The organism is Micromonospora aurantiaca ATCC 27029, assembly GCF_000145235.1.
In the GTDB taxonomy this organism is placed as follows: domain Bacteria; phylum Actinomycetota; class Actinomycetes; order Mycobacteriales; family Micromonosporaceae; genus Micromonospora; species Micromonospora aurantiaca.
On sequence record NC_014391.1, the window covers coordinates 5,771,687 to 5,795,944 of the forward strand.

The 24,258-nt window shown below is 72.8% G+C and carries 21 protein-coding genes; 3 read left to right on the forward strand and 18 right to left on the reverse strand.

Annotated elements, in window-relative coordinates; all coding sequences use genetic code 11:
• Positions 1 to 3: 3 nt before the first annotated feature.
• The 8 genes from atpA to glyA form a co-directional block, all read right to left on the reverse strand.
• Positions 4 to 1,656 (reverse strand): F0F1 ATP synthase subunit alpha, encoded by a 1,653-nt coding sequence (gene atpA / locus MICAU_RS25610; RefSeq protein ID WP_013288255.1) that lies wholly within the window; start codon positions 1,654 to 1,656, stop codon positions 4 to 6.
• Between the two features lie 85 nt (positions 1,657 to 1,741).
• Positions 1,742 to 2,563, reverse strand: a complete 822-nt coding sequence (locus MICAU_RS25615; RefSeq protein WP_013288256.1) for a F0F1 ATP synthase subunit delta — start codon at positions 2,561 to 2,563, stop codon at positions 1,742 to 1,744.
• A complete protein-coding gene (locus MICAU_RS25620) occupies positions 2,563 to 3,102 on the reverse strand; it encodes a F0F1 ATP synthase subunit B (protein ID WP_013288257.1) in 540 nt (179 codons plus the stop codon). The genes MICAU_RS25615 and MICAU_RS25620 overlap by 1 nt, the downstream gene beginning before the upstream one ends.
• A gap of 27 nt (positions 3,103 to 3,129) precedes the next feature.
• A complete protein-coding gene (locus tag MICAU_RS25625) occupies positions 3,130 to 3,363 on the reverse strand; it encodes an ATP synthase F0 subunit C (protein WP_013288258.1) in 234 nt (77 codons plus the stop codon).
• 70 nt (positions 3,364 to 3,433) lie between these two features.
• Positions 3,434 to 4,231, reverse strand: a complete 798-nt coding sequence (gene atpB, locus MICAU_RS25630; protein WP_013288259.1) for a F0F1 ATP synthase subunit A — start codon at positions 4,229 to 4,231, stop codon at positions 3,434 to 3,436.
• A gap of 11 nt (positions 4,232 to 4,242) precedes the next feature.
• Complete coding sequence (locus MICAU_RS25635; protein WP_013288260.1) at positions 4,243 to 4,479, reverse strand: AtpZ/AtpI family protein; 237 nt, start codon at positions 4,477 to 4,479, stop codon at positions 4,243 to 4,245.
• Between the two features lie 174 nt (positions 4,480 to 4,653).
• A complete protein-coding gene (locus MICAU_RS25640; RefSeq protein WP_013288261.1) occupies positions 4,654 to 5,085 on the reverse strand; it encodes a Cg1360 family ATP-synthase-associated protein in 432 nt (143 codons plus the stop codon).
• Positions 5,078 to 6,367 carry a serine hydroxymethyltransferase gene (gene glyA, locus MICAU_RS25645; protein WP_030271779.1) on the reverse strand — a complete coding sequence of 430 codons (1,290 nt, stop codon included), beginning with the start codon at positions 6,365 to 6,367 and terminating at the stop codon, positions 5,078 to 5,080. Before glyA ends, MICAU_RS25640 begins: the two co-directional genes overlap by 8 nt.
• Positions 6,368 to 6,402: 35 nt before the next feature.
• Between glyA and MICAU_RS25650 the strand changes: the two genes are divergently transcribed.
• Positions 6,403 to 7,869: an SDR family oxidoreductase gene (locus MICAU_RS25650; protein WP_013288263.1), complete on the forward strand. Its 1,467-nt coding sequence runs from the start codon at positions 6,403 to 6,405 to the stop codon at positions 7,867 to 7,869.
• On the opposite strand, the gene MICAU_RS25655 is transcribed toward MICAU_RS25650, so the two are convergent.
• Positions 7,866 to 8,708 (reverse strand): SDR family NAD(P)-dependent oxidoreductase, encoded by an 843-nt coding sequence (locus tag MICAU_RS25655; RefSeq protein WP_244879674.1) that lies wholly within the window; start codon positions 8,706 to 8,708, stop codon positions 7,866 to 7,868. The two genes, MICAU_RS25650 and MICAU_RS25655, sit on opposite strands and share 4 nt — an antisense overlap.
• A gap of 61 nt (positions 8,709 to 8,769) precedes the next feature.
• On the opposite strand from MICAU_RS25655, the gene MICAU_RS25660 reads away from it, so the two are divergent.
• Positions 8,770 to 9,396 (forward strand): TetR/AcrR family transcriptional regulator, encoded by a 627-nt coding sequence (locus MICAU_RS25660; RefSeq protein WP_013288265.1) that lies wholly within the window; start codon positions 8,770 to 8,772, stop codon positions 9,394 to 9,396.
• 10 nt (positions 9,397 to 9,406) lie between these two features.
• Here the strand turns inward: MICAU_RS25660 and MICAU_RS25665 are convergent, their stop codons facing one another.
• The 4 genes from MICAU_RS25665 to prmC form a co-directional block, all read right to left on the reverse strand.
• Positions 9,407 to 11,515: a transglycosylase domain-containing protein gene (locus tag MICAU_RS25665; RefSeq protein WP_013288266.1), complete on the reverse strand. Its 2,109-nt coding sequence runs from the start codon at positions 11,513 to 11,515 to the stop codon at positions 9,407 to 9,409.
• A gap of 116 nt (positions 11,516 to 11,631) precedes the next feature.
• Entirely contained in the window at positions 11,632 to 12,243 is a 612-nt protein-coding gene (locus MICAU_RS25670; RefSeq protein WP_013288267.1) for an arsenate reductase/protein-tyrosine-phosphatase family protein, read from the reverse strand.
• Entirely contained in the window at positions 12,244 to 12,888 is a 645-nt protein-coding gene (locus MICAU_RS25675) for an L-threonylcarbamoyladenylate synthase (RefSeq protein WP_013288268.1), read from the reverse strand.
• Entirely contained in the window at positions 12,888 to 13,778 is an 891-nt protein-coding gene (gene prmC, locus MICAU_RS25680) for a peptide chain release factor N(5)-glutamine methyltransferase (RefSeq protein WP_013288269.1), read from the reverse strand. The genes MICAU_RS25675 and prmC overlap by 1 nt, the downstream gene beginning before the upstream one ends.
• Positions 13,779 to 13,908: 130 nt before the next feature.
• On the opposite strand from prmC, the gene MICAU_RS25685 reads away from it, so the two are divergent.
• Complete coding sequence (locus MICAU_RS25685) at positions 13,909 to 15,462, forward strand: GGDEF domain-containing protein (protein ID WP_013288270.1); 1,554 nt, start codon at positions 13,909 to 13,911, stop codon at positions 15,460 to 15,462.
• Between the two features lie 68 nt (positions 15,463 to 15,530).
• On the opposite strand, the gene prfA is transcribed toward MICAU_RS25685, so the two are convergent.
• The 5 genes from prfA to thrB form a co-directional block, all read right to left on the reverse strand.
• Positions 15,531 to 16,619: a peptide chain release factor 1 gene (prfA, locus tag MICAU_RS25690; protein WP_013288271.1), complete on the reverse strand. Its 1,089-nt coding sequence runs from the start codon at positions 16,617 to 16,619 to the stop codon at positions 15,531 to 15,533.
• Between the two features lie 91 nt (positions 16,620 to 16,710).
• A complete protein-coding gene (gene rpmE / locus MICAU_RS25695) occupies positions 16,711 to 16,935 on the reverse strand; it encodes a 50S ribosomal protein L31 (RefSeq protein WP_013288272.1) in 225 nt (74 codons plus the stop codon).
• 352 nt (positions 16,936 to 17,287) lie between these two features.
• Entirely contained in the window at positions 17,288 to 20,713 is a 3,426-nt protein-coding gene (locus MICAU_RS25700; RefSeq protein ID WP_013288273.1) for a phosphodiester glycosidase family protein, read from the reverse strand.
• A 141-nt stretch (positions 20,714 to 20,854) separates the two neighbouring features.
• The gene (rho, locus tag MICAU_RS25705) at positions 20,855 to 22,960 is read right to left on the reverse strand and encodes a transcription termination factor Rho (RefSeq protein WP_013288274.1); all 2,106 of its coding nucleotides are present in this window, start codon (positions 22,958 to 22,960) and stop codon (positions 20,855 to 20,857) included.
• Between the two features lie 337 nt (positions 22,961 to 23,297).
• Positions 23,298 to 24,200, reverse strand: coding sequence for a homoserine kinase (gene thrB, locus MICAU_RS25710; RefSeq protein WP_013288275.1), 903 nt, complete (start codon positions 24,198 to 24,200; stop codon positions 23,298 to 23,300).
• Between the last annotated feature and the right edge of the window lie 58 nt (positions 24,201 to 24,258).

Genomic DNA, 24,258 nt, shown 5'->3' on the forward strand with positions numbered 1-24,258 from the left:
GGATCAGCTCTCGGCCGGGCGGTCGGTGGTGCCGTCGCGGAAGCGGGTCACCGTCTCGCGGGTCTCCTCGCCCTCCAGCGGCTTGGCCGGCGCGTCGTTGACCCGGACCTCGTCCTCCTTGCCCAGGAAGACCTGCTTGAACTCACTGATCGCGGAGTCGAGCGAGGAGATGATCTCGTCGTCCCACTTGTTGTCGGCGATTCCGGCCAGGACGCCCTCGTGCTTGTGGCGGAGGTACTGGAGGAACTCGGACTCGAAGCGGCGGACCTCGCCGACCGGGACGTCGTCCAGCTTGCCCTCGGTGCCGGCCCAGACGGAGACGACCTGCTCCTGCACCGGGTACGGCGAGTAGTTCGGCTGCTTGAGCAGCTCGACCAGGCGGGAACCCCGGTCCAGCTGGGCGCGGGAGGCCCGGTCCAGGTCGGAGGCGAAGGCGGCGAACGCCTCCAGCTCGCGGTACTGGGCCAGGTTCAGCCGCAGCGAGCCGGCGACCTTCTTCATCGGCTTCACCTGCGCGGCGCCACCGACCCGGGAGACCGAGGTGCCGACGTTGATGGCCGGCCGGACGCCCTGGTTGAACAGGTCGGTCTCGAGGAAGATCTGGCCGTCGGTGATGGAGATGACGTTGGTCGGGATGAACGCCGAGATGTCGTTCGCCTTGGTCTCGATGATCGGCAGACCGGTCATCGAGCCGCCGCCCAGCTCGTCGGAGAGCTTGGCGCAGCGCTCCAGCAGACGCGAGTGCAGGTAGAAGACGTCACCCGGGTAGGCCTCGCGGCCCGGCGGGCGGCGCAGCAGCAGCGACACGGCGCGGTACGCCTCGGCCTGCTTGCTCAGGTCGTCGAAGACGATCAGGACGTGCTTGCCGCCGTACATCCAGTGCTGCCCGATGGACGAGCCGGTGTAGGGGGCGAGGTACTTGAAGCCGGCCGGGTCGGAGGCCGGGGAGGCGACGATGGTGGTGTACTCCATCGCGCCCGCCTCCTCCAGCGTCCCCTTGATGGAGGCGATGGTGGAGGCCTTCTGGCCGATCGCGACGTAGATGCAGCGGACCTGCTTCTTCGGGTCGCCGGAGCGCCAGTTCTCGCGCTGGTTGAGGATGGTGTCCAGGGCGACAGTGGTCTTGCCGGTCTTGCGGTCACCGATGATCAGCTGGCGCTGGCCACGGCCGATCGGGGTCATCGCGTCGACGGCCTTGATGCCCGTCTGCAGCGGCTCGTCGACCGACTTGCGGGACATCACGTTCGGGGCCTGGAGCTCCAGCTCGCGGAAGCCCTCGTTGGCGATGTCGCCGAGGCCGTCGATCGGCTCGCCGAGCGCGTTCACCACGCGGCCGAGGAACGCGTCGCCGACGGGCACGGAGAGCACCCGGCCGGTGCGCTTGACGCGCTGACCCTCTTCGATCCCGCCGAAGTCACCGAGGACGACGACACCGATCTCCCGGACGTCGAGGTTCAGCGCCACGCCGAGCGTGCCGTCCTCGAACTCCAGGAGCTCGTTGGTCATGGTCGAGGGGAGACCCTCGACGTGGGCGATGCCGTCACCGGCGTCGGCGACGGTGCCGACCTCCTCGCGGGAGACGTCGGCCGTGTAGGAGGAGACGTAGCGCTCCAGGGCGCCGCGGATCTCCTCCGTCGAGATGGTCAGCTCGGCCATCCTCTGCTTCCTTAAGTATCAGGGGCCCGGGATACCTAGTACCGACCGGTCCGATGGCGTCGAATCAGGGCTGCTAAGACGCTGGTCAGCGCTTCGCGAGCGCGTTGCGGGTCTCGTTGAGGCGGCGCAGGACGGTCCCGTCGTACAGGTCGGATCCGACCCGCACGCGCACTCCGCCGAGCACGTCGGGGTCGACCGTCTGCTTGACGGAGACCTCCCGACCGTACATCTGGGAGAGGCGGGCGCCGAGGCGTCGCTCCTCCTCGTCGTTCAGCGGAGCCGCCACGGTCACGTACGCGACCTGACGGTCCCGCCGGTCGGCGGCCAGCTCGACCAGCCGGGTGAGCGCACCGGTGAAGGAGCGTCCCCCGAAGCCGGCGAGCGCGGCCTCGACGAGGCGGACGGTGACCGGCCGGGCCTTGCCGGCCAGCAGCTGCTGGGCCAGTTCGGCCCGCCGCTGCACCGGGGCCATCGGGTCGGAGAGCGCGTTGGACAGCTCGCCGGAACCGGAGACGACCTTCCCGAAGCGGAACAGCTCGTCCTCGACCTCGCCCAGATCGCCGGTCGAGTCGGCGCTCGCGAGGAGCGCCTCCACGCCGATCCGCTCGACGCCGTCGAGCAGCTCCGACGGGGCCGACCAGCGACCGGAGACCAGCGTGGTGAGCAGGTCGAGCGCGTCCGCGCCGACCTTCCCGCCCAGGATCCCGGTGAGCAGAGCCGCGCGGTCCTCACCCGAGCGCGCCGGGTCGGCCAGCGCCCGGCGCAGCCGCGGCTCGCGCCGCAGCAGGTCGGCGACGGAGAGGATGTCGTCGGCGGTGGAGGCCACCGCCGACGGCTCCGCGCCGCGGGCGTACGCGTCGAGGCGCTCGGCCCCGGCGGAGTACGACTCCCGGCTGGCGGCCTGCATCAGCGGGCCCCCGTGCTCTCGAGACCGCTCAGGAACCGGTCGACGGTGCCCTTGCGACGCGCCTCGTCGGCCAGCGACTCACCGACGATCTTGCTGGCCAGGTCCACCGCGATGGTGCCGACCTCGGTGCGCAGCTCGCGCACGATGGTGGCCCGCTCCGCGGCGAGCTGCTCCTTGCCGGCGGCGATGATCCGGTCGGACTCCTCGCGCGCCTTGGCGAGGATGTCCTGGCGGATGCCCTCGGCGTCGGCCCGGGCGTCGTCCCGGATCTTGGCGGCGTCGGTACGCGCCTCGGCGAGCTGGGCCCGGTACTGCTCGAGCAGCTGGTTCGCCTCGGCCTGCGCGGCCTCGGCGCGCTTGATGCCGCCCTCGATCGCGTCGACCCGGGCCTGGAACGTCTGCTCCATGCGCGGGAAGACGAACTTCATCAGCACGAAGCAGAGCACGATGAAGGCGATCCCACCGACCACGATCTCCTGCCAGACAGGGATGATCGGGTTGTGGGTCGTCTCACCACCCTCAGCGGCGAGGAAGTACATCGGAAACCTCCCGGTCTCAGGGCCGAATTAGAGGTTGCCCTGCCAGATGAAGCCGAAGGCGATACCCAGCAGCGCGAGGGCCTCGATGACGGCGAAGCCGATCCAGACGTACGGCAGGGTCATCCGGGACGACTCCGGCTGGCGGGCGGTCGACTGGATGTAGGCCGAGAAGACCAGGCCCACGCCGATGCCCGGGCCGATGGCCGCGAGACCGTAGCCGATGGCGGCGGTGCTGCCCTCTACCGCGGCGTAGATGTCCATTGGTTGGTTCCTCCTGGTTATCACGCGTGACGGTCACGCGGGACGACAACGGTTGGTGCGAAAGATCGGATCAGTGCTCGTCGGCGAGGGCGCCCTGCACGTAGCTGGCGGTCAGCACCGTGAAGACGTACGCCTGCAGACAGATCACCAGGAACTCGAGGAAGGTCAGCGCCACAGTCATCGTCCAGGACAGCACCGAGACCGGTGCCAGCCAGGCGTTGGCGCTGATCATGGCGAACCCGCCGAGCGTGAAGACCAGCAGGAGCATGTGGCCGGCGAACATGTTCGCGAAGAGACGGACGGCCAGCGAGAACGGCCGGACGATGAAGGTCGAGAACAGCTCGATCGGGATCAGCAGCGGCAGGATGAACCAGGGCGCCGGCGGGACCAGAGCGTTCTTGAAGTACTTCACGAAGCCGTGGTGCCGGATGCCGACGTAGTTGAACATCACGTAGCTGATCACGGCGAGGAAGGCCGGGAAGGCGATGTGCGAGTTCGGCGAGATCTGGAAGAACGGCACGATCGCGAAGAAGTTCGTCAGCAGGATGAAGCAGAAGAGCGTGGTGAAGTACGGCGCGAACCGCACTCCCGCGTGACCGATCATGTCCACGGCGATGTTGTTGCGCACGAAGCCGTAGATCGACTCGGCCAGCCACTGCTTCTTGGTGGGGACCAGCTGCGGCTTCCGGTACGTGGCCAGGAAGAAGATGATCAGCACGCCGACGGCGATCCACACCATCGCCGTGATCTTGGTGAACCAGTACGAGTTCTCCGCACCCCAGGGCAGGATGCTGGGCAGGTAGAAGTCCCCCACGCTCGGTGGGAATTCCGCCTGGCCCTGAGCCAGGACGTTCGCCTGTCCGAACACCGCGTCCCTTCCTAAGTAGGCGTGCCAAGTCGGCGGACGACCAGGATGATCCCCCCGGCCATGCCGAGCACGACCCCGATACCGGTGGCGATGCCGCCGGTGTCGAGCCAACGGTCGACCAGCCAGCCGATGAAACCCCAGACGAGCATGCCCCCGATGAGGTATGAGAGCGCGGTCCAACCCTGACCGGCACCGGACGGAACGTCGCCCGAGCCGCCAGTGTTGGGGGGTTTCTGGTCACCGGCCATGACGGGGCGAACGATATCAGTCGAGCAGAAGAGGTTGTGCCTCACCCCCCGCACAACCTGGTTGTGTGGGACACGGGCGGGCGAAGTCGTCTGGAGGAACGGTACTCCTCCCCCGCCACTGAGAGAATGACCGATCGCGGACAGAACCACGCGTCGCCCGAAGGGTGGGACGGCTCAGCGCAGCATCCGTCGGGCATGGACGGTCGTGAGCCACCAGACGTGCACGCCGGTCCAGACCACCACGCCCGCGGCGATGCCGAAACAGAACGGGATCAGTCCCGGCCAGCCGGTCGAGGCCACCAGCACCATCACCCCGCCGAGCGCGGTGATCTTGGCGACGTAGAGGCCCAGCCCGAACGGCAGCACGAGCTGCGGATCCTTCGAGTCCGCCCAGGCAAGCACCACTGTGGTGAGCGTGTAGCTCGCAGCCGTGACGGCCACCCCGGCCGCCGCGCCGAGCGCGCCGTCCGCGCCGCGCCACACCCCGCCGACCACCGCGGCGACAGCGGCCAGCACCGCCACCGCGGCCAGCAGCACCGGCAGATGGCGCAGTCGCCAGCCGCGGTCCGCCGTCGCCTCCGCCGCGCGCGTCCCGGGCTCAGCCACGGGGGTACGCCGGGAACTCGGTGACCAGCTCGGTCACGTCGGCGGCGATCCGGGTCAGCTCGTCGCCGCCCCCGGGGGACTCCGGATCGGTCCGCACCGCCCGACCGATCAACGTGGCGATCCGGCGCATCTCCCCTTCCCGCATGCCCTGGGTGGTGACGCTCGGCGAGCCCACCCGGATGCCGGAGGCCACCGCCGGCGGCTGCGGGTCGTACGGGACGGCGTTCTTGTTCAGCGTGATGCCGGCGGCGTCGCAGCGGGCCTCGGCCTGGGCGCCGGTCACACCGGTCTCGCGCAGGTCGAGCAGGGCCAGGTGGGTGTCGGTGCCGCCGGAGACCGCCGGCAGTCCCTCCGCGGCCAGCCCGTCGGCGAGCGCGCGGGCGTTGGTGACCACCTGGGCGGCGTACGTGCGGAACTCGGGCTGCGCGGCCTCGCGCAGCGCGACCGCCTTGGCGGCGACGGCGTGCATCAGCGGGCCGCCCTGGGTGAACGGGAAGACCGCCTTGTCGATCCGGGCCGCCAGCGGCTCCCGGCAGAGGATCATGCCGCCGCGCGGGCCGCGCAGCACCTTGTGGGTGGTCGCGGTGACCACGTCGGCGTACGGCACGGGCGACGGGATCGCGCCGCCGGCCACCAGGCCGATGAAGTGCGCGGCGTCCACCATCAGGTACGCGTCGACCTCGTCGGCGATCTCCCGGAAGCGGGCGAAGTCGATCAGCCGCGGGTACGCCGTCGCGCCGCAGATGATCATCTTCGGCCGGTGCGCGCGGGCCAGGTCGCGTACCTCGTCGTAGTCGATCGTCCCGGTGTCCCGCCGGACGGTGTAGCCGACCGGGTGGAACCACTTGCCGGAGAAGTTCACCCGGCTGCCGTGGGTCAGGTGCCCGCCGTGCGGCAGGTCCATCGCCAGCACCGTGTCACCCGGCTGCACCAGGGCGGCGTACGCGGCCAGGTTGGCGCTCGCCCCGGAGTGCGGCTGGACGTTCGCGTGCTCGGCGCCGAACAGCTCCTTCGCCCGGGAGATCGCCAGTTCCTCGGCCCGGTCCACCTCGGCGCAGCCGCCGTAGTAGCGCCGCCCCGGGTAGCCCTCGGCGTACTTGTTGGTGAGCGTGGAGCCCAGCGCGGCCAGCACCGCGGGCGAGGTGAGGTTCTCGCTGGCGATCAGTTGCAGGCCGCCGCGCAGCCGGTCCAGCTCACCCAGCACCACCTCGGCGATCTCCGGGTCGACGGTACTGAGCTGCTGAAAGTCCGGCCCCCAGAAGGTGTCCCTCGCGTTCTCCACAGCGAAGGAGTCTACGGAGCCGCACACTGGATGCCGTGAGATGCCTCGTCACCGGTGCGACCGGCTACATCGGCGGACGCCTCGCGCCCCGGCTGCTGGCCGAGGGGCACACCGTACGCTGCCTGGCCCGCACCGCCGGACGGCTGCGGGACGTGCCGTGGGCGGCCGAGGCGGAGGTCGTCGAGGGCGACCTCCGCCGGCCGGAGACGCTGCCGGCCGTGTTCGCAGGCGTGGAGGTGGCGTACTACCTGGTCCACTCGCTGGGCCAGCGCGGGTTCGAGGCGGCCGACCGGGAGGCCGCGACGAACTTCGCCGAGGCGGCGCGCGCCGCGGGCGTACGCCGGATCGTGTATCTCGGCGGGCCGGAGCCGGCGGAGCGCGACGGCCTGCCCTCGGCGCACCTGCGCTCCCGGACAGAGGTCGCGCGGATCCTGCTGGACAGCGGCGTGCCCACTGCGGTGCTGCGCGCCGCCGTGATCATCGGATCCGGTTCGGCCTCGTTCGAGATGCTGCGCCACCTGACCGAGCGGCTCCCGGCGATGGTCACCCCGCGCTGGGTGCGCAACCGGATCCAGCCGATCGCGGTCCGGGACGTGCTGCGCTACCTGGCCGGCTGCGCGCACCTGCCGGCCGACGTCAACCGGGCCTTCGACATCGGCGGCCCGGACGTGCTGACGTTCTCCGAGATGATGCAGCGGTACGCCCGGGTGGCCGGGCTGCGGCGCCGGGTCATCCTGCCGGTACGTCCGCTCACCCCGTCGCTCTCCTCGCACTGGGTCGGCCTGATCACGCCGGTGCCGAACGCGATCGCCCGGCCGCTCGTGGAGAGCCTGGTGCACGAGGCGGTGGCGCACGAGCACGACATCGCCCGGTACGTGCCGGACCCGCCGGACGGGCTGATCGGCTTCGACCAGGCGGTCGCGCTGGCGCTGACCAAGGTGCGGGACGCGGAGGTGGAGACGCGCTGGTCGAACGCGAGCGGGCCGGACGCGCCCGCCGAGCCGCTGCCGTCGGATCCGCACTGGTCCGGCGGCACCGCGTACACCGATCTGCGGGAGCGGACGGTGGACGCGCCACCGGCGGCGTTGTGGCGGGTCATCGAGGGCGTCGGCGGCGAGAACGGCTGGTACTCGTTCCCGCTCGCCTGGTCGGTGCGCGGCTGGATGGACCGCCTGATCGGCGGCGTCGGGCTGCGCCGGGGCCGGCGCGACCCGCACCGGCTCCAGGTCGGCGAGGCGCTGGACTTCTGGCGGGTCGAGGAGATCGTCCCGGGTGAGCTGCTGCGGCTGCGCGCCGAGATGCGGCTGCCCGGGCGGGCCTGGCTGGAGATGCGCGCCGAGCCGGACGGGGACGGCCGCAGCAGGTACGTCCAGCGGGCCGTGTTCCTCCCGCGCGGCCTGCCCGGCCACCTCTACTGGGCCTCGGTGGCCCCCTTCCACGCCGTCGTCTTCGGCGGCATGGCCCGCAACATCGCCCGGGGCGCCGAACACCCCGCCGGTTAGGACGGAGAGCCGTTCTTCAGTGCGGGGCCGAGGAGCAGCCCTCCGTCGATGACGTACTCGGCGCCGGTGATGAAGGCCGCGTCCGGCGACGTGAGGAACAACAGTAGCGCGGTGATGTCGGTGGGCTGCCCGAGTCGCGGGACGGCGAACGGCTCGGGCGAGTAGAAGTCGGCGATCGGGGCGTCGCTGCCGGCCGCCGGCTCGGTGATGAACGGGGTGGCGACCACGCCGGGGTGGATCGCGTTGACGCGGATGTTGTCGCGGCCCAGTTCGAGGGCGGCGGTCCGGGTGAGCCCTCGAACCGCCCACTTGCCGGCGACGTAGGGCGCGTAGAGGGCGGTACCGCCGAGGCCCGTGGTGGAGCCGATGTTGACGATCGTTCCTCCCCCCGCGCGCCGCAGCGCCGGGGCGGCTGCCCTGATGCCGAGGAACGTGCCGGTGAGGTTGACGTCGAGGATGCGGGCCCACGTGGCCAGGTCGGTGGACTCGATGACGGCCGGCGGGTTCTGCACCCCGGCGTTGTTGACGAGGATCGTGAGCGCACCGAACGCCTCCTCGGTCTCCGCGACGGCGGCGGCCCACGACTCCTCCCGGGTGACGTCCAGGCGGACGGAGAGGGCCCGGTGTCCCAGCTCGGCGGCGAGGCCGGCGCCACGGTCGGCGTCGATGCCACCGATGACGACGTTGGCGCCTTCGGCGTGCAGGGCGCGGACGTGGCTGGCCCCCTGCCCGCCGCTGCCTCCGGTGACGAGAACTGTCTGATCGGCGAAACGGGACATCGGATCCTCCGGTACGTACGGGACGACCACCCGGGACGGGTGGTGAGTCGAGCGACTCACCATCCGAAGCTACGCCCCCGCAGATGGTGAGTCAACCCACTCACCTCGCTATGATGGGCGCATGACCCCAGCGCCGTCGGCCTATCACCAGCGCGTGGCGGAGGAGAAGCGCGCGCTGATCCTGCAGGCCGCCACCGAGCTCTTCCTGGAGTCGGGCTACGACCGGGCGTCACTGGCGCGTATCGCCGAGAGCGCCGGCGTGTCGAAGGCGACGCTGTTCAAGCAGTTCCCGACGAAGGCGGCACTGTTCGATGCCATCGTCATCGACTCCTGGGCCCGCAACGACGTCGCCGACGTGCCGCCCGCCGGTGACCTGACGGCCGGTCTCACGGTTCTCGGGCGGCACTACGCGACGCTGTTGAGCCGGCCGGAGATGACCGATCTGTTCCGCATCGTGATCGCCGAACTGCCACGCTTTCCCGAACTGGCCCGAGCGCACTTCTCCCAGGGCAAACTGCCGTACTTCGAGTCCGTCCGGACCTACCTCGTGGCCGAGCACGAGGCGGGAGCCGCGGACGTCGACGACCCGGAGATGGCCGCTACGCAGTTCCTCGGGATGATCTCCAATTACCTGTTCTGGCCGCGCCTGGTCCTGCCGGACTGGACGGTCACCCCCGACCGCACGACAGCGGTGGTGGACGAAGCCGTCCGGACCACTGTCGCGCGGTACGGCAGGTCGACGAGCTGACGGAAGTCTCTCAGTTGCCGGTGCGCGGGCTGGTGTGCTGGAAGGCCACCGCCTGGCCGGGCGGGACGAAGTCGCGTACCGGCTCGTCGCGCAGCGACCACGCGAGGATGCGGCCCACGGCGGCGATCTGCCGCTTCTGCACGCCGCCGCCGACCGCGTCCCGGGGGTCGTCCGGGTTCGCGGCGATCGTCGCCACCGACAGCTGCGGGGTGAACGCGACGACCGTCTCGGTGGCGTTCCGCTCCGAGCTGCCGGTCTTGCCCGCCACCGGCCGGCGCAGACCAGGGGCCAGTTCCTCGGCGGTGCCGCCGTCGCAGCGCCGGTACATCGACTGGTCGCCGACCGGGCAGCGACTGGCGTCGGCCGCCGCGCGGGCCACCTCGGTGTCGAGCACCTGCCGGCAGTCGGTGTTCCCGGCCGGCACCGTCCGGCCGCCCGGATCGGTGATCGAGGTGACCGGCGTGGGCCGGCACCAGGTGCCCTCGGCGGCCACCGCGGCGTACGCGCCGGCCAGGTCCAGCGGCGTGGTGGCGGAGACCCCGAGCGTGAACGGTCCCCAGCTCTTGGCGCCCTCGCGGGCCATCCGGGCGTCCGCCGGGGCACGGAAGACGATGCCCAGCCGCTGGGCCATCTCGACCACCCGGTCCGCGCCGACGCGCTCGGTCAGCCACGCGAAGTACGTGTTCACCGACCGGCCGAACGCGTCCCACATGTCCCGGTCGCCGTCCATCCAGTAGGTGTTGGCGTTCGCCGGGCACCACCGGCCGCCGCAGCTCGCCGGGCCGGCGCCGACCGGGTACTGCGTCACGTAGACGCGCGGCGCGTCGAACTCGGTGTCCAGCGGCAGCCCGGACTCCAGCGCGGCCAGCAGGGCGAACAGCTTGAACGTGGAGCCCGCCTGATAGCCGGTGATGCCGCCACCACCGGCCACCAGCTGGTTGACCGTGTTCGGGTAGTTCTGCTGCCCGTCCGGGTTGGCGGTCGTGCCGTAGGTGCGGTTCACCGCCATGGCCAGCACCCGGCCGGTGCCCGGCTGCACCACGGCGGTCGGCGCCGCCCGCGCGATCGTCTCCGGGTAGATCTCCCGCACCTGCTCGCTCGCCTTGGCCTGCACGTCCGGGTCGAGCGAGGACACGATCTTCCAGCCGCCGCGGCGCAGCGTCCGCTGCCGCTCGTCGACGTTCTCGCCGAACGCCGGCTGGGCGTTCCACCACTGGGTGAACCAGTCGCAGAAGAAGCCCCAGTCGTTGTGGTCGGCGGGCACCGCGGCGCAGTCGTTCGGTGTGGTGTTGGGCTTGAGGGCCAGCTCCGTTGCCTTCGCCGTCTCGGCGTCGGCCGCGCTGACCCGGCCGGTCTCCACCATCCGGTCCAGCACGTACGCCCGCCGCTGCCGGGCCGCGTCGGCGTCGCCGTTGATCGGGTCGTCGGCCGGGGACCGGACCAGCCCGGCGAGCAGCGCGGCCTGGGCCAGCGTGAGCCGCTCCGGGGTGGTGGAGAAGTAGCGCTTGCTGGCGGCGGCGATGCCGTACGCCCCGGCGCCGAAGTACGCGATGTTCAGGTAGCGCCCGAGGATCTCGTCCTTGCCGATCTGCCGTTCCAGCGTCAGCGCGTACCGCATCTCGCGGATCTTGCGCCCGACGGTGATCTCGGTGGCGGCGGCGCGCTGCTCCTCGGTCAGCCGGGGGTCACCGGCGAGCGCGTTGCGCACGTACTGCATGGTCAGCGTGGAGGCGCCCTGGCGGGTGCCCTCGCGACGGTTGGCCGTGAACGCCCGCGCCACGCCGCGCACGTCGACGCCGTGGTGCTCGTAGAAGCGCACGTCCTCGGCGGCCACGATGGCGTCGCGCATCACCGGCGCCACCTCGCCGACCGGCACGTCCACCCGGTCCTCGACGTAGAACGAGGTGATGAGCGTCCGCCCGTCGTTGGCGTACAGGTTGGACCGCTGCGCCGGCTGCGGCGTCTTGAGCGCCTCCGGCAGCACCGTGTACGGCATCAGGTTCTTCACGCCCAGCCCGAAGACCAGCGCGGCCGGCAGCGCGGCTGCGGCCAGGGCCAGTCCGGCGAGCACGCCGGCGAGCACAACGGTGAACAGCTTGTCGAGATAGGCCCGGTTCATCAGCTCTCCCCGCAGGAGCCGGCCGTACGGACCCGTTCAGAATGACCGGAATGGCCGCTTTCGCCGCCGTCTTCCGCGAAATGCGCAGGAAGTTCGCGAGGAAGGATGAACCGCGATCAGGGGAGCAGCACGGCAGCCAGCGGCTGCACCGTCTCCTCGATCTCGTCGGCGACCCGGCTGAAGCACTGGTCGCCCCGCCCCCACGGGTCGTCCAGGTCGTCGGTGGGCAGCGCGGAGGCGTTCTGCCGGGCCGCGTCGACGGCCGCGACGAGGGCGACGCCGCGCGCGTACACGGCGTCCGGCGTCGGCTCGGCCGGCGGCAGGGCGGACCGGTCCAGCGCGCCGAGCAGGCGGCCGAACTCCCCGAGCACGAACGTGCGGGCGACGGCGTCCGGTCGCAGCGCCACCACGTACTCCTGCTGGTCGGCGGTGGCGGTGAGCACCAGGTCGGCGGCGTCGATCAGGTCGGAGCGCAGCCGCCGGGCGGCGAACCCGTCGGTGTCACCGCCGCGCGAGATCACCTGCCGGGCAGCGGGCGGGTTCATCTCCTCCCCCGCGTGCCAGCCGCCGGTGCCGGCGCTGTGGCTGTGCACGAGCGCGTCCGACCCGGCCGGATCGACGTCGAGGCGGGCCAGCCGCTCCCGGACCGCGAGCAGCAGCAGCCGCTCGGCCATCGGCGACCGGCAGATGTTGCCCATGCAGACGTGCAGGACGGTGAAGGGCGGCACTCAGACCCCCCGCTCGTCGAGGATGTCCGGCACGACCTCGCGCAGCTTCGCCAGCGTCACCGCGCCCTCGCGCAGCACCCGCGGCACGTCGCCGGTCAGGTCGACGATGGTGCTCGGCACCGGGTCCACCGCCGGCCCGGCCTCCAGGTACGCCCGGACGCCGTAGCCGAGCTGGTCACGCGCCTCCTCGGCGGTGAGCGCGGCGGGCTGGCCGATCTTGTTGGCCGACGCGACGGCCATCGGCCCGGTCTCCCGCAGCACCTCCAGCGCGACCGGGTGCAGCGGCATCCGCACCGCCACCGTGCCGCTGGAGTCGCCCAGGTCCCAGGCCAGGCTCGGCGAGTGCTCCACCACGATGGTCAACGCGCCGGGCCAGAACGCCTCGACCAGGTCGCGGGCCGCGCCGGGCAGCGAGAAGACCAGGCCGTCGAGCGTGTGCCGGGAACCGATGAGCACCGGGGGCGCCTGCCGGGCGCCACCCTTCGTGTCCGCCAGGGCCTTCACCGCGTACGGGGTGAAGGCGTCCGCCCCGATGCCGTAGACCGTGTCGGTCGGCAGGACGACGAGTTCCCCGTTCTTGACCGCCTCGATGGCAGCGGCGATGCCGCGGTCCCGGTCGGCGGGCGACCGACAGTCGTAGAGCATCACGAGGAGTCAGTCTGCCACGCCCGGGCGGGGTCGGCGTGGGTGCCGTCCGCCCGCCGGGACGCGCTCGCCCAGCGGGGCCGCCCGGCCAGGTCCCGGTGCTCCTCCACCCGGTCGTAGCGGCCGTCGCCGCGCAGCAGCGCGGGCACCGCCGCCGCGTGCGTGTCGTCGTGCTCGATGCCGATCGCCCCGCCCGGGCGCAGCAACGCGGCGGCCCGGCCGACCACCGGACGGATCACGTCCAGCCCGTCCGCGCCGCCGAACACCGCCTCGTCCGGGTCGTGCCCGGCCACCTCCGGCGGCACCGCCACCGACCTCGGCACGTACGGCGGGTTGCACAGCAGCACGTCGACCCGTCCGGCCAGGTCGGCCAGCAGGTCCGGATCGGTCACGTCGGCGGCCACCACCTCGACCGGCCGGTCCCCGGCGGCGGCGCGCCCGGCCGCGTTGCGCCGCAGCCAGGCCAGCGCGGCCGGGGACCGCTCCACCGCCACCACCCGGGCCGCGGGCACCTCCTGCGCGACAGCGAGGGCGATCGCGCCGGAACCGCTGCACAGGTCGACCACGAGCGGCGCGGCGTGCTCCCGGGCACGCTCGATCCCCCACTCGGCCAGCAGCTCGGTCTCCGGCCGGGGCACGAAGACGCCCGGCCCGACGGCCAGCTCCAGGTGCCGGAAACCGGCCGAGCCGAGCAGGTGTTGCAACGGCTCGCGGGTCACCCGCCGGCCGACGAGCGCGTCCAACCGGTCGCGCTGTGCCGGGGTGAAGCCGTCGGCGAGCGCCAGCCGGCCACGCGGCACGTCCAGGACGTACGCGGCGAGCTGCTCGGCCTCGGCGCGGGGCGCCTCGACGCCCGCCGCGGCGAGCGCGCGCGCCACCCGGATGATCACCAGCGAGGGGCGTTCGCGTTCTGTCCCTTCGGACGGGTGTTGCGGGAGTGCGGTCACGCAATAATCATGAGGCGTCGCGGCCCACCTCACGAGCGGGTGCGTCCGGGCGCACACCGCAGGGAGGTCGCGAGTGGGCTGGCTCGACCAGGTCGAGGACCAGGTTGACGCTCTCCGACGCGCTCGGTCACTCCAGGAGGCCAGCCGGTCCGCGGAGGCGTGTGCCCTGCTCGACCGCGTCATCCGCACCACCGACGACCCGTACGCCCGCGCCGACGCGCTCGTGCAACGCCTGTCCGCGCTGATCAATCTCGGCCGGACCGCCGAGTTCACCCGGGCCGTCGAGGACGCCTCCGCCGCCGTACGCGACCTGACCGAGCCCTACCTGCACGGGCACCTCAACGCGCTGGCCGCGCTCGCCGCACACCACCAGGGCGCGCTGGACCGATGCGTGATGCACCTGGTCCGGGCCGCCCGCGCGCTCAGCGCCGACGACACGCCCGACCGGGACACCGCCTGGGGCTGGCACGACCTGGCGATGGCGTACTCGTACCTGAGCTTCCACGGCCACGCGCTCGGCGCGATCGAGCGGGCCCGGGAGGTCGGGCTCAGCGTCGGAATCCCCGAGGAGACGTTCGCCGCCCCCGGGATCCGGCTGCGCAACGCGGTCGCGCTCGACCACAACGGCGACAGCGACGGCTGCCTGCGGGTGCTGCGCGACGTCGCCGGTGACCTCGCCCGGTTCCTGCGCGGCGGGGGTGCCGGCAACCTGCGCCCGAGCAGCCTGGCCGCGTACGGCTACGCCGCCGCCCGGCGGGCCGCGCTCGGCGACCGGGTGGAGTCCGCCGGGGACGCCGACCCGAACCGGCTGCTCGGCCACGGCGGTGACAGTGCCCGCGCCCGCGACCTGCGCCAGCTCGGTCAGGTCTGCCTCGCGGTGGCCGCCGGCCGCCCGATCGAGGCGGTCACCCGCCTGGACTCGCTGCGGGTATCCGACGAGACGCTCGGCGCGGCCGAGGCACCCCGGCTGCGCAGCGTGGCGCTGGCCCGGGCCGGTGACCATGCGGGCGCGCACCGGGCCGACCGGCACGCGTTCCGGCTGGCGGCGCGGCGCAGCGACCGGCTGCGGGACGTCTACATCGACGGCATCGCCGCCCGGATCGACCACGAGGAGATGCGCCGCGAGGCGGCCCGGTACGAGGGCGAGGCGCTCACCGACCCGCTCACCGGCCTGCCCAACCGGCGCCGGCTGGAGCGCTACCTGGGCGCCGTGGTGTCCCGGGGCGAGCGGGTGGTGATCGGCGTCTGCGACCTCGACGGGTTCAAGGCGGTGAACACCCGGCACGGCCACCACTCCGGGGACCTGGTGCTGCAACGGGTCGCCGGGGTGATCAACCGGGTGATGCGGCGGGGCGACTTCGTGGCGCGCTACGGCGGCGACGAGTTCGTCGTGGTGCTGCCCGACACCGGCATGCCGGAGGCGGTCGAGGTGGCCCGCCGGATCGAGGCGGCCGTCCGCACCGAGGACTGGGAGTCCCTGGTCCCGGGCACGCCGGTCGGGGTGACGATCGGCTTCGCCGAGGTCGACGGCAGCACCACTGTGAGCGTCCGGGAGGCGCTGGGCGCCGCGTTCGAGCTGGCCGACCGGGAGATGCTGCGCGCCAAGGCGCGGTTGCGGGCGAGCTGAGCGGTAAGGAGGGGGCCCTTGTTAACGCCTCCGGTAGAGGAGGGGCCCCCGCTTAACACCCCCGGCGGTCAGCGGCGGGACAGCTCGGTCTCGCCGGCCAGCCGGGCCGCGCGGTCCGCCTCGGCCAGCGCGTCGAGCACCCCGTCCAGTTCGCCGGCCAGCGCCAGGTCCAGGTTGTACGCGGTGTAGCCGATGCGGTGGTCGGTGATCCGGTTCTGCGGGAAGTTGTAGGTGCGGATCCGCTCGGACCGGTCCACGGTCCGGACCTGCGCCTTGCGGGCGTCCGACGCCGCCGCGTCCGCCTGCTCCTGGGCGGCGGCCAGCAGCCGGGCGCGCAGGATGCGCATGGCCTGCTCCCGGTTCTGCAACTGCGACTTCTCGTTCTGGCAGGAGACCACGATGCCGGTCGGCACGTGGGTGATCCGTACCGCCGAGTCGGTGGTGTTCACCGACTGCCCACCGGGGCCGGACGAGCGGAACACGTCGATGCGCAGCTCGTTCGGGTCGATGGTGACGTCCACGTCCTCCGCCTCGGGCAGCACCAGCACGCCGGCGGCGCTGGTGTGGATCCGCCCCTGCGACTCGGTGACCGGGACGCGCTGCACCCGGTGCACGCCGCCCTCCCACTTGAGCCGGGACCAGACGCCGTTGCCGCCCTCCGGGACGCCCTTGCTCTTGATCGCCAGGGAGACGTCCTTGACGCCGCCGAGGTCGGAGTCCTGCGCGTCGATCACCTCGGTGACCCAGCCGTGCCGCTCGGCGTACCGGGTGTACATCCGCAGCAGGTCACCGGCGAACAGCGCGGACTCCTCGCCGCCCTCGCCGGCCTTGATCTCGACGATCACGTCCTTGGCGTCGTGCGGGTCGCGCGGGATGAGCAGTTCCGCGAGCCGTTCCTCAAGGGCCGGCAGGGAGGCGGCGATGGTGTCCGCCTCGACGGCGAACGTCGCGTCCTCGGCGGCCAGTTCCCGGGCGGCGGCCAGGTCGGCGCGGGCCTGCTCCAGCTCACCGGCCGCCTTGTGCAGCGGGACCAGTTCGGCGTACCGACGGCCGACCCGCCGGGCGGTGCCCTGGTCGGCGTGGATGGCCGGGTCGGCCAGCCGCCGCTCCAGCTCGGCGTACTCGTCGAGGAGGGCGGCCAGGCGCTCACTGCTCATGCTGCGGATGCTCCTTGGGGGAGATGAAACCGGCGCAAACGGACGAACGCCCGTGCCCGGCAGGAGCCGGACACGGGCGTCGTCGACGGAGCTACTTGGCCTTCTTGGCCTGAACCTTGGCGTACTTCTGCTGGAACTTCGCGACCCGGCCGGCGGTGTCCAGCACGCGCTGCTTACCGGTGTAGAACGGGTGGCAGGCGCTGCAGGTCTCGACGCTGATGGCGCCGCCCTTGGCGGTGCTGCGGGTCGTGAACGTGTTGCCGCAGGAGCAGCGGACCTCGGTGGTCACGTACTCCGGGTGGATGTTGGGCTTCATGTCGCCTCGGTCCTTTCGTCGGTGGTCGCCGGGTCGCCGTCGGTGCGCCCCGTCGTCACGACGGGCTCGGGCGTGAACCGGAACCGGTGGCCGATTGACCAGTCTGCCACGGGCATCTTTCACCCGGCACAGGAGGTCCGCCACCCCCAACGCCGGCCCACCCGTCAGCATTCCCACCCCCACCCCACCCACTCCCCCACCGACCCGGGGCGCCGGGCCGACCCGGGCCGGCCCGGCCCCGGCGATCATGAAGATAGCGGCATTTCCTGTCGCTTTTGTCCAGGTCAACTTCATGATCACCGGGGCGAGAGCCAGGTGGGCGAAGGCCGGGGCGGGGGCGGGGCCCCGGGGGTTACGGGGTGGTGGTCACCTGGGCCTCGGCCTTCACTCCGTTCACCGTCACAGTCAGCTGGACCTGGGCGCCGGGGTGCAGGGCGGTCAGTTTGCCGGTCAGCGGGTCGAATCGGGCGGCGTGCCAGGGGCGCACGCCCGCGGCGCCGCCGATGTGCAGGTTCGGCGAACCGGACCAGTCGGCGCTGACCGGCGCGGCGACCGGCACCACACGCCCGCTGGGCTGGGTGAGCGTGGCCGTGACGTCGGCCGGCGTACGCCGGGACACCTGCGCGGGTGCGGTCAGCGCGAGCCGGTCGACGTGCGCGTGCATCTCCGCGCTCACCCACCGCGGTCCCTCGGCCAGCGGGTCACGGCGGGCCCGCTCGGCCTCCCCCGGCGTCACCGGGTCCACCCCGAACTCGGTCCACCCGGTGAACCCGCCGAGCGCCGCCGGGGTGGACGGGTCCTTGCCCGAGTTGCCGTTGATCACGTACGGCACGCCGTCCACCCGGTCGGCGTGGAACGTGCCGACGTGGCCGTTGACCATCAGCGCGCCCTTGCCGGTGCGGTGCTGGAAGTCGGCCAGCCACTGCTCGACCAGTGCCGCCTCCTTGCGGTCGCCGAGCTGGCTGGCCTTGGCCGGGCTCGGGTCGCGCGGCGGGTGGTGGAAGAACACCGCTACCGAACCGACCGAGCGGTCGGCGGCGGCCTGATCGAGCGTCCGGCGCAGCAGCTCCACCTGGTCGAACCCGCCGCCGCGCAACGAGCCGGTGGCGGTGCTCAGCGTGAGGAAACGGGTGCCCCGGTGGTCGAAGACGCGCGAGGTGTCCCCGAAGACGCTCCGGAAGTTGTCGATCGGCGCGCCCATGATCTCGTGGTTGCCGGGCACGTAGTGGTACGGCACCTCGCCGCCCAGTTCCTCGTCCAGGATGCGCTTGGCCAGGGCGAAGTCCGCCGGGTAGGCGGTGTCCACGAAGTCACCGTTGATGATCAGGAAGTCCGGCCGGGCGGCGCGGACCTCGCGCAGCGTACGCCGGGCCTGGGCGACCAGGTCGCTGTCCGGGTTCGCGGCGACGAACTGGGCGTCGGAGAGCACCGCGAAGCGCCAGGGCGCGCCGTCCACAGTGCCGTCACGCACCACCACCCGGTCGGTGCGGTTCGGCTCCGGCGGCGCCTGCACGTCCGGCGGCACCCGCGCCACCAGGTCGTCGATCACGACCTCGCTGCGGTACTGCTCGGCCGGGTCGGTCTCGGCCACGTAGAACCGGCGCACCCGCACCGGGTACTGCACGCCCGGCGGTACGGCGAACTCGACGTACTTCCAGCCGGTCCAGTCCAGGTACGGGCCGCGCAGCACGAACTGGGTGTCCTGCGCGTCGTGCAGGTGCAGGCTGGGCCACTCGCCGGTGCCGTTCGCCTTGATCCACATGCCGAACGCCTGCGGTTGGCCGGGTACGTCGATCCAGGCGGGCGGGTCGGCGTACGCGGCCCGGGTGCCGGTGGACTGGCTGAAGTCGTACGACATCCGCAGCCCGCCCCCGGTGTGCCCGTCGGCCGGTGCGACCGACCCGGAGGCGCGGGCCTGGCTGAACTTCCAGGACGCCGCGTCGTCGAACCCGGCCACCGGCACGTCGGTCAGCCCGACGGTCACCGGCAGGACCGTGGTGCGGTTGCCGACCTGCGCGGTGACCAGCGCCGAGCCGGTCTCGGCGAGCGCCGTGACGGACAGGTTGCCGTCGGCGGTGGGGGTGACGGAGAGCAGGTCGCTGTCGTACTCCAGCCTCAGGTCGGCCGGCTCGATCGGCGCGGTGTTGCCCTCGGCGTCGTAGCCGACGACGCCGAACAGGCCGCTGTCGCCGGCCCGGTCCAGGCCGACCCGGTCGACGGTGCCGTCGATGCGCGCGAGCGGGCCGAGCACCGTCAGCTCGATCGTGCCCCGGGCGCGGCCGCGGGCGGCGGTGACGGTGCTGCGGCCGGGGACGGCGGCCCGGAACACGCCGTCGCCGTCGACCCGGCCGTGGGTGGCGTGCCAGCGCGGCTCGCCGGCGGCCGGGCCGTACGTCTCGTCGTATCCGGCGGCGGTGAGCCGGCGGGTGAGGCCGGGGAAGACCCGGTCCGGCCGGCCGCCGCGCACCGGCGCGACACCGGGTGCGGCGGTCGGGTCGCTGGCGGTCTCCAGCCAGTAGCCGGCGAGCCGGCCGCTGCCCTTCGGGGCGTAGACGGCGAGCCCGTTGGGCACCGGCCGCTCGCTGCCGTCGGACGGACTGTTCTCCACCTGGACCGTCGCCGCGCCCGGCTCCCGGGCGAGCAGCGTGGAGGAGCCGCCGCCGTCGAGGTTGAGCGCGTTCGCGGCGCCCAGCTCGGCCATCATGCGGCCCATCTCGGTCTGGGTGACGCCCCGGCTGTCCACCTGCCGGCCGTCCACGGTCAGCATGATCATCTTGCGGCCGTCGGCGGAGAAGCCGACAGCGGTCCGCGGGGCCAGCGACGCGTCGGCGATGCTCTGCACCACGCCGTCGCGGACCAGCACGTTGCCGCCGCCCACGGCGGCGCGCAGGTCACCGCCGTCGGAGGCCCGCGGCCGCCAGGTCAGGTCCACCGCGTCGCCGGGACGCAGCGCGGCGAGCGCGTCGGCGCCGGCCTCGCGGCCGAGCAGCACGGTGCTGCCGGCCGGGATCGGTCCCTCGCCCGCCGTGGTGGCGACGCTCGCCACCCGGCCGCCGGTCAGCGTCACCTCGACCGTCCGGGCCGCGCCCTCCACCGCCCGCTTGCGGGTGTACGAGCCCCAGAGCGGCGTGAACACTCCGACGCCGTCGCGCTGCACCATGTTGTTGAACTGGGTGAGCGGCACCGGCCCGGCGGGCAGCGTCGCGGTGCCCTCGAAGCCGACCTGGACGACCCGGCCGATGCCCTGGGCGCTGATCCCGACGGCGTTGGGGTGCCCGGCGACTGGCGACTGCACCAGCTCGCCGGAGCGGACGCCGACGCCCTGGGCGGCACCGGAGTTGTTGATGTCGAAGAAGTCGCCGTTCACCGCCGCGACGGCACGGGACCGGTCCACTGCGGTGCGCAGCGGCTCGTCCTTGGTGACCTCGCCGGAGTTCACGTAGTCGACTGTCAGCCCGCCGGCCAGGTCGGCGGTGAGGGCGTCGGCGCGCAGCCAGCCGGCCGCGTCGTACCTGTCGAAGGAGGTCAGGTCGAGGCCGGGCGCGACCGGCCGGGTGGTCTTGGCGGTCTCCAGGCCGCCGGCCGGTTCCACACCGGCCAGCGCGACGGCGGAGTCGGGGCGGGACGAGGCGCGTGGCGCGTCCTCGGCGGCGGTGCCCGGCGGCGCGACGGCCGACGGCGCGGCAGTGGCGGCGGACGGTGCCGGCGCGGTGAGGGTCAGCAACGGCGTCAGCAGCAGGACGCCGGCGAGGCGGGCGGGTCGACTGCGGGTTCGCATGGACGACAGTCAACCCGACGATGAACAGAAGTTTCAATACCTAGCGGCTTAACCGTAGAAAAACTTCACGGCCTGCGGCCCGGTACGCGACGAGGGGCACGGCCGATGCGGCCGTGCCCCTCGTTCGTCGGATCCGTCAGCTCACTCGCCCGGAGTGGACTTCGCGATCTGCATCAGGAACTCGATGTTGGTGCGGGACTGCTTGAGCCGGTCCAGCAGGAGGTCGAGCGCCGCCTGCGAGTCCAGCGAGTGCAGCACCTTGCGGAGCTTGTGGATGATCGCCAGCTCCTCCGGCGCGAGCAGGACCTCCTCCTTGCGGGTGCCGGAGGGGTTGATGTCGATCGCCGGGAAGACCCGCTTGTCGGCGATCTTCCGGTCCAGCTTCAGCTCGGCGTTACCCGTGCCCTTGAACTCCTCGAAGATGACCGTGTCCGCCATGGACCCGGTCTCCACCAGCGCGGTGGCGAGAATGGTCAGCGAACCGCCGTTCTCGATGTTGCGCGCCGCGCCGAGGAAGCGCTTGGGCGGGTAGAGCGCGGTGGAGTCGATACCACCCGACATGATCCGGCCGCTGGCCGGCGCCGCCAGGTTGTACGACCGCCCGAGCCGGGTCACCGAGTCGAGCAGCACGACCACGTCGTGGCCCAGCTCGACCAGGCGCTTCGCCCGCTCGATCGCCAGCTCCGCCACCGTGGTGTGGTCCTGCGGCGGACGGTCGAACGTGGCCGCGATGACCTCGCCCTTCACCGACCGCTGCATGTCGGTGACCTCTTCCGGCCGCTCGTCGACCAGCACCACCATCAGGTGGCACTCCGGGTTGTTGCGGGTGATCGCGTTCGCGATCGCCTGCAGCACCATCGTCTTACCGGCCTTCGGCGGCGACACGATGAGCGCCCGCTGGCCCTTGCCGATCGGCATGACCAGGTCGATCACCCGGGTGGTGAGGATGTGCGGCTCGGTCTCCAGCCGCAGGCGCTCCTGCGGGTAGAGCGGCGTGAGCTTGTAGAACTCCGGCCGGCGCTTCGCCTCGTCCGGCTCCATCCCGTTGATGGTGTCCAGCCGGACCAGCGGGTTGTACTTGTCGCGCCGCTGCTCGCCGTCCCGTGCGGCCCGCACGGCGCCGGTGATCGCGTCACCGCGGCGCAGGCCGTACTTCTTGATCTGGGACATCGAGACGTACACGTCGTTCGGGCCGGCCAGGTAGCCGGTGGTCCGGACGAAGGCGTAGTTGTCGAGCACGTCGATGATGCCGGCGACCGGGACGAGCACGTCGTCCTCGCCGACCTGCGGCTCGCGACCGCCACCGCTCTCGCCCTCGCCCCGCTCGCCGCGGCCGCGGCGACGGTCCCGGAACCGGCTGCGCCGGCCCCGCCGGCCGCCGCCCTCGCCGTCGTCGTCGCCGTCGTTGTCCCGCTCGGCGCGCTGACCACGGTCGTTGCGGTCACCACGGTCGTTGCGGTCGTTACGGTCGCCGCCCCGGTCGTTCCGCTCGTTCCGGTCGTTGCGCTCGGCGCGCTCGCCCCGCTCGTTGCGGTCGCCACGCTCGGCCCGGTCGCCACGCTCGGCACGGTCACCACGGTCGTTGCGCTCACCACGGTCGTTGCGCTCACCGCGCTCGGCCCGATCACCGCCGCGCTCGCCACGGTCGGCCCGCTCGCCGCCACGCTCGGCGCCACGCTCGGCCCGGTCACCGCCGCGCTCACGGCCCCGGCCCTCGTTGCGCTCACCGCGCTCGGCCCGGTCACCGCCACGCTCGGCGCGCTCACCGGTCTCGGCGGGCGCCTCCTCGGCGCGCGTCGTCTCGGCCGGACGCGCCTCGGTCGCCGGCGCCTCGGCCGGTCGCGCCTCGGTGGTCGCGGCGGCGGCCCGGCTGCGGCGACCACGGGTACGACCCTCGGTCACCTCGGCGGCCGGCGCCTGCTCGGCGGGGCGTGCCTCGGCCCGCTCCTCACGGACCTCCGCGTGCACCTCCTCACGGGCGGGAGCGGACGCAGCCGCCACCTCGGCTCGCGGTCGAGGGGTTCCGGCCGCGCCGCCCTGCTGCCGCTCGGTGATAGCACTGATCAGCTCGCCCTTGCGCATGCGAGCGGTACCAGAGATGCCGAGCGACGCGGCCAGGCTCTGCAGCTCCGGCAGCAGCATCGCCGACAGACCGGTGCCGCTCCGCCGGCGGCGCGTGGGGGCGGCGGTGGTGGCATCGCCAGCGACGTTGGAAACATCCGACGTCACGTCGGTGGTGTCGCTCAATGGATTCCTTCCCTCGATAGGCCGGGGCTGCCCGGAGTCGTGGAACCAGGTGGCCGGGCGGCCTCGGTGCACCCGCCTCGCATGGACGCGTCGCGGGAGTCTGTGACACAGCAGCCGGTGGTTTCCCAACTCACCACCATCGGTGAGCAGGTCTCGCCGTCTGCGGCGACCTGTGGAAACTGCGGTGCGGCGTGGGCCTTGAGCAGGGGTGACGGGCTACCGCCGAGAGCTTCGGGGGTGCGCCGAACCGCAGGAAGATCGCATGCTTCGCGGCTGTGCTAGGTCTAGAGCGTAATCGCCTCGTCCGACCTGCGGCAACAGGGCCCCGCTCGGCGTGTCAAAGTCTACCCCGGATGACCCGGGCACCGCTGACATCTATCGGCAACTCCCACCGGCGCCAATCTGTTCCCGCCTGGAATCCCGCCGGGACCTCGGAGAGCGCCAGCACCGTCGGCCCCGCCCCACTGACCACAGCCGCCACACCCGCCGCACGCAGCTCACCGACGAGCGCCGCCGTGGCGGGCATCCCCGGCGCCCGCTGCTCCTGGTGCAGCCGGTCGACGGTGGCCGGCAGCAGCAGCGCGGGATCAGCGGTCAGCGCGTGCACCAGCAGGGCCGCCCGGCCCGCGTTCGACGCCGCGTCGGCGTGCGGCACGGTGGCGGGCAGCGCCGCCCGGGCCACCGAGGTCAGGCCGCGCTCGGCGGGCACGAACACGGTCGGGTGCACGGCCGGCGCCACCGGCAGCGAGACCGCCCGCGCGCCGCCCGGTTCGGTCCAGGCGATCGTGAAGCCGCCGAGCAGACAGGGAGCGACGTTGTCCGGGTGCCCCTCCAGCTCGGCCGCCAGTCGCAGCGCGGCGTCGTCGTCCATCCGCCGGTCGCCGTCGGCCACCAGCGCGCGGGCCGCCAGCACCCCGGCCACGATCGCCGCCGACGACGAGCCGAGCCCTCGGGCCTGCGGGATGCGGTTGACGCACTCCAGCGCCAGGCCGGCCGGCTGCGCGCCGAACGCGTCGAAGGTGGCCCGCATGGCGGTGACGATCAGGTGCCGCTCGTCCGACGGCAGCTCGCCGGCGCCCTCCCCGGTGACCGACACCCGTACGCCGCCGTCTGTCACCTCGGCCGTGACGTCGTCGTGGCGGCCGAGGGCCAACCCGAGCGCGTCGAAGCCGGGGCCCAGGTTGGCGCTGGTCGCGGGCACCCGGACCCGCACCGGGCCGGGGGTGAATGTGGTCGGCACCGGCTCATGCTAGGACGTCACCCCGACAGCCCGGCCGGACCGCCCGGAGCGTGGGACC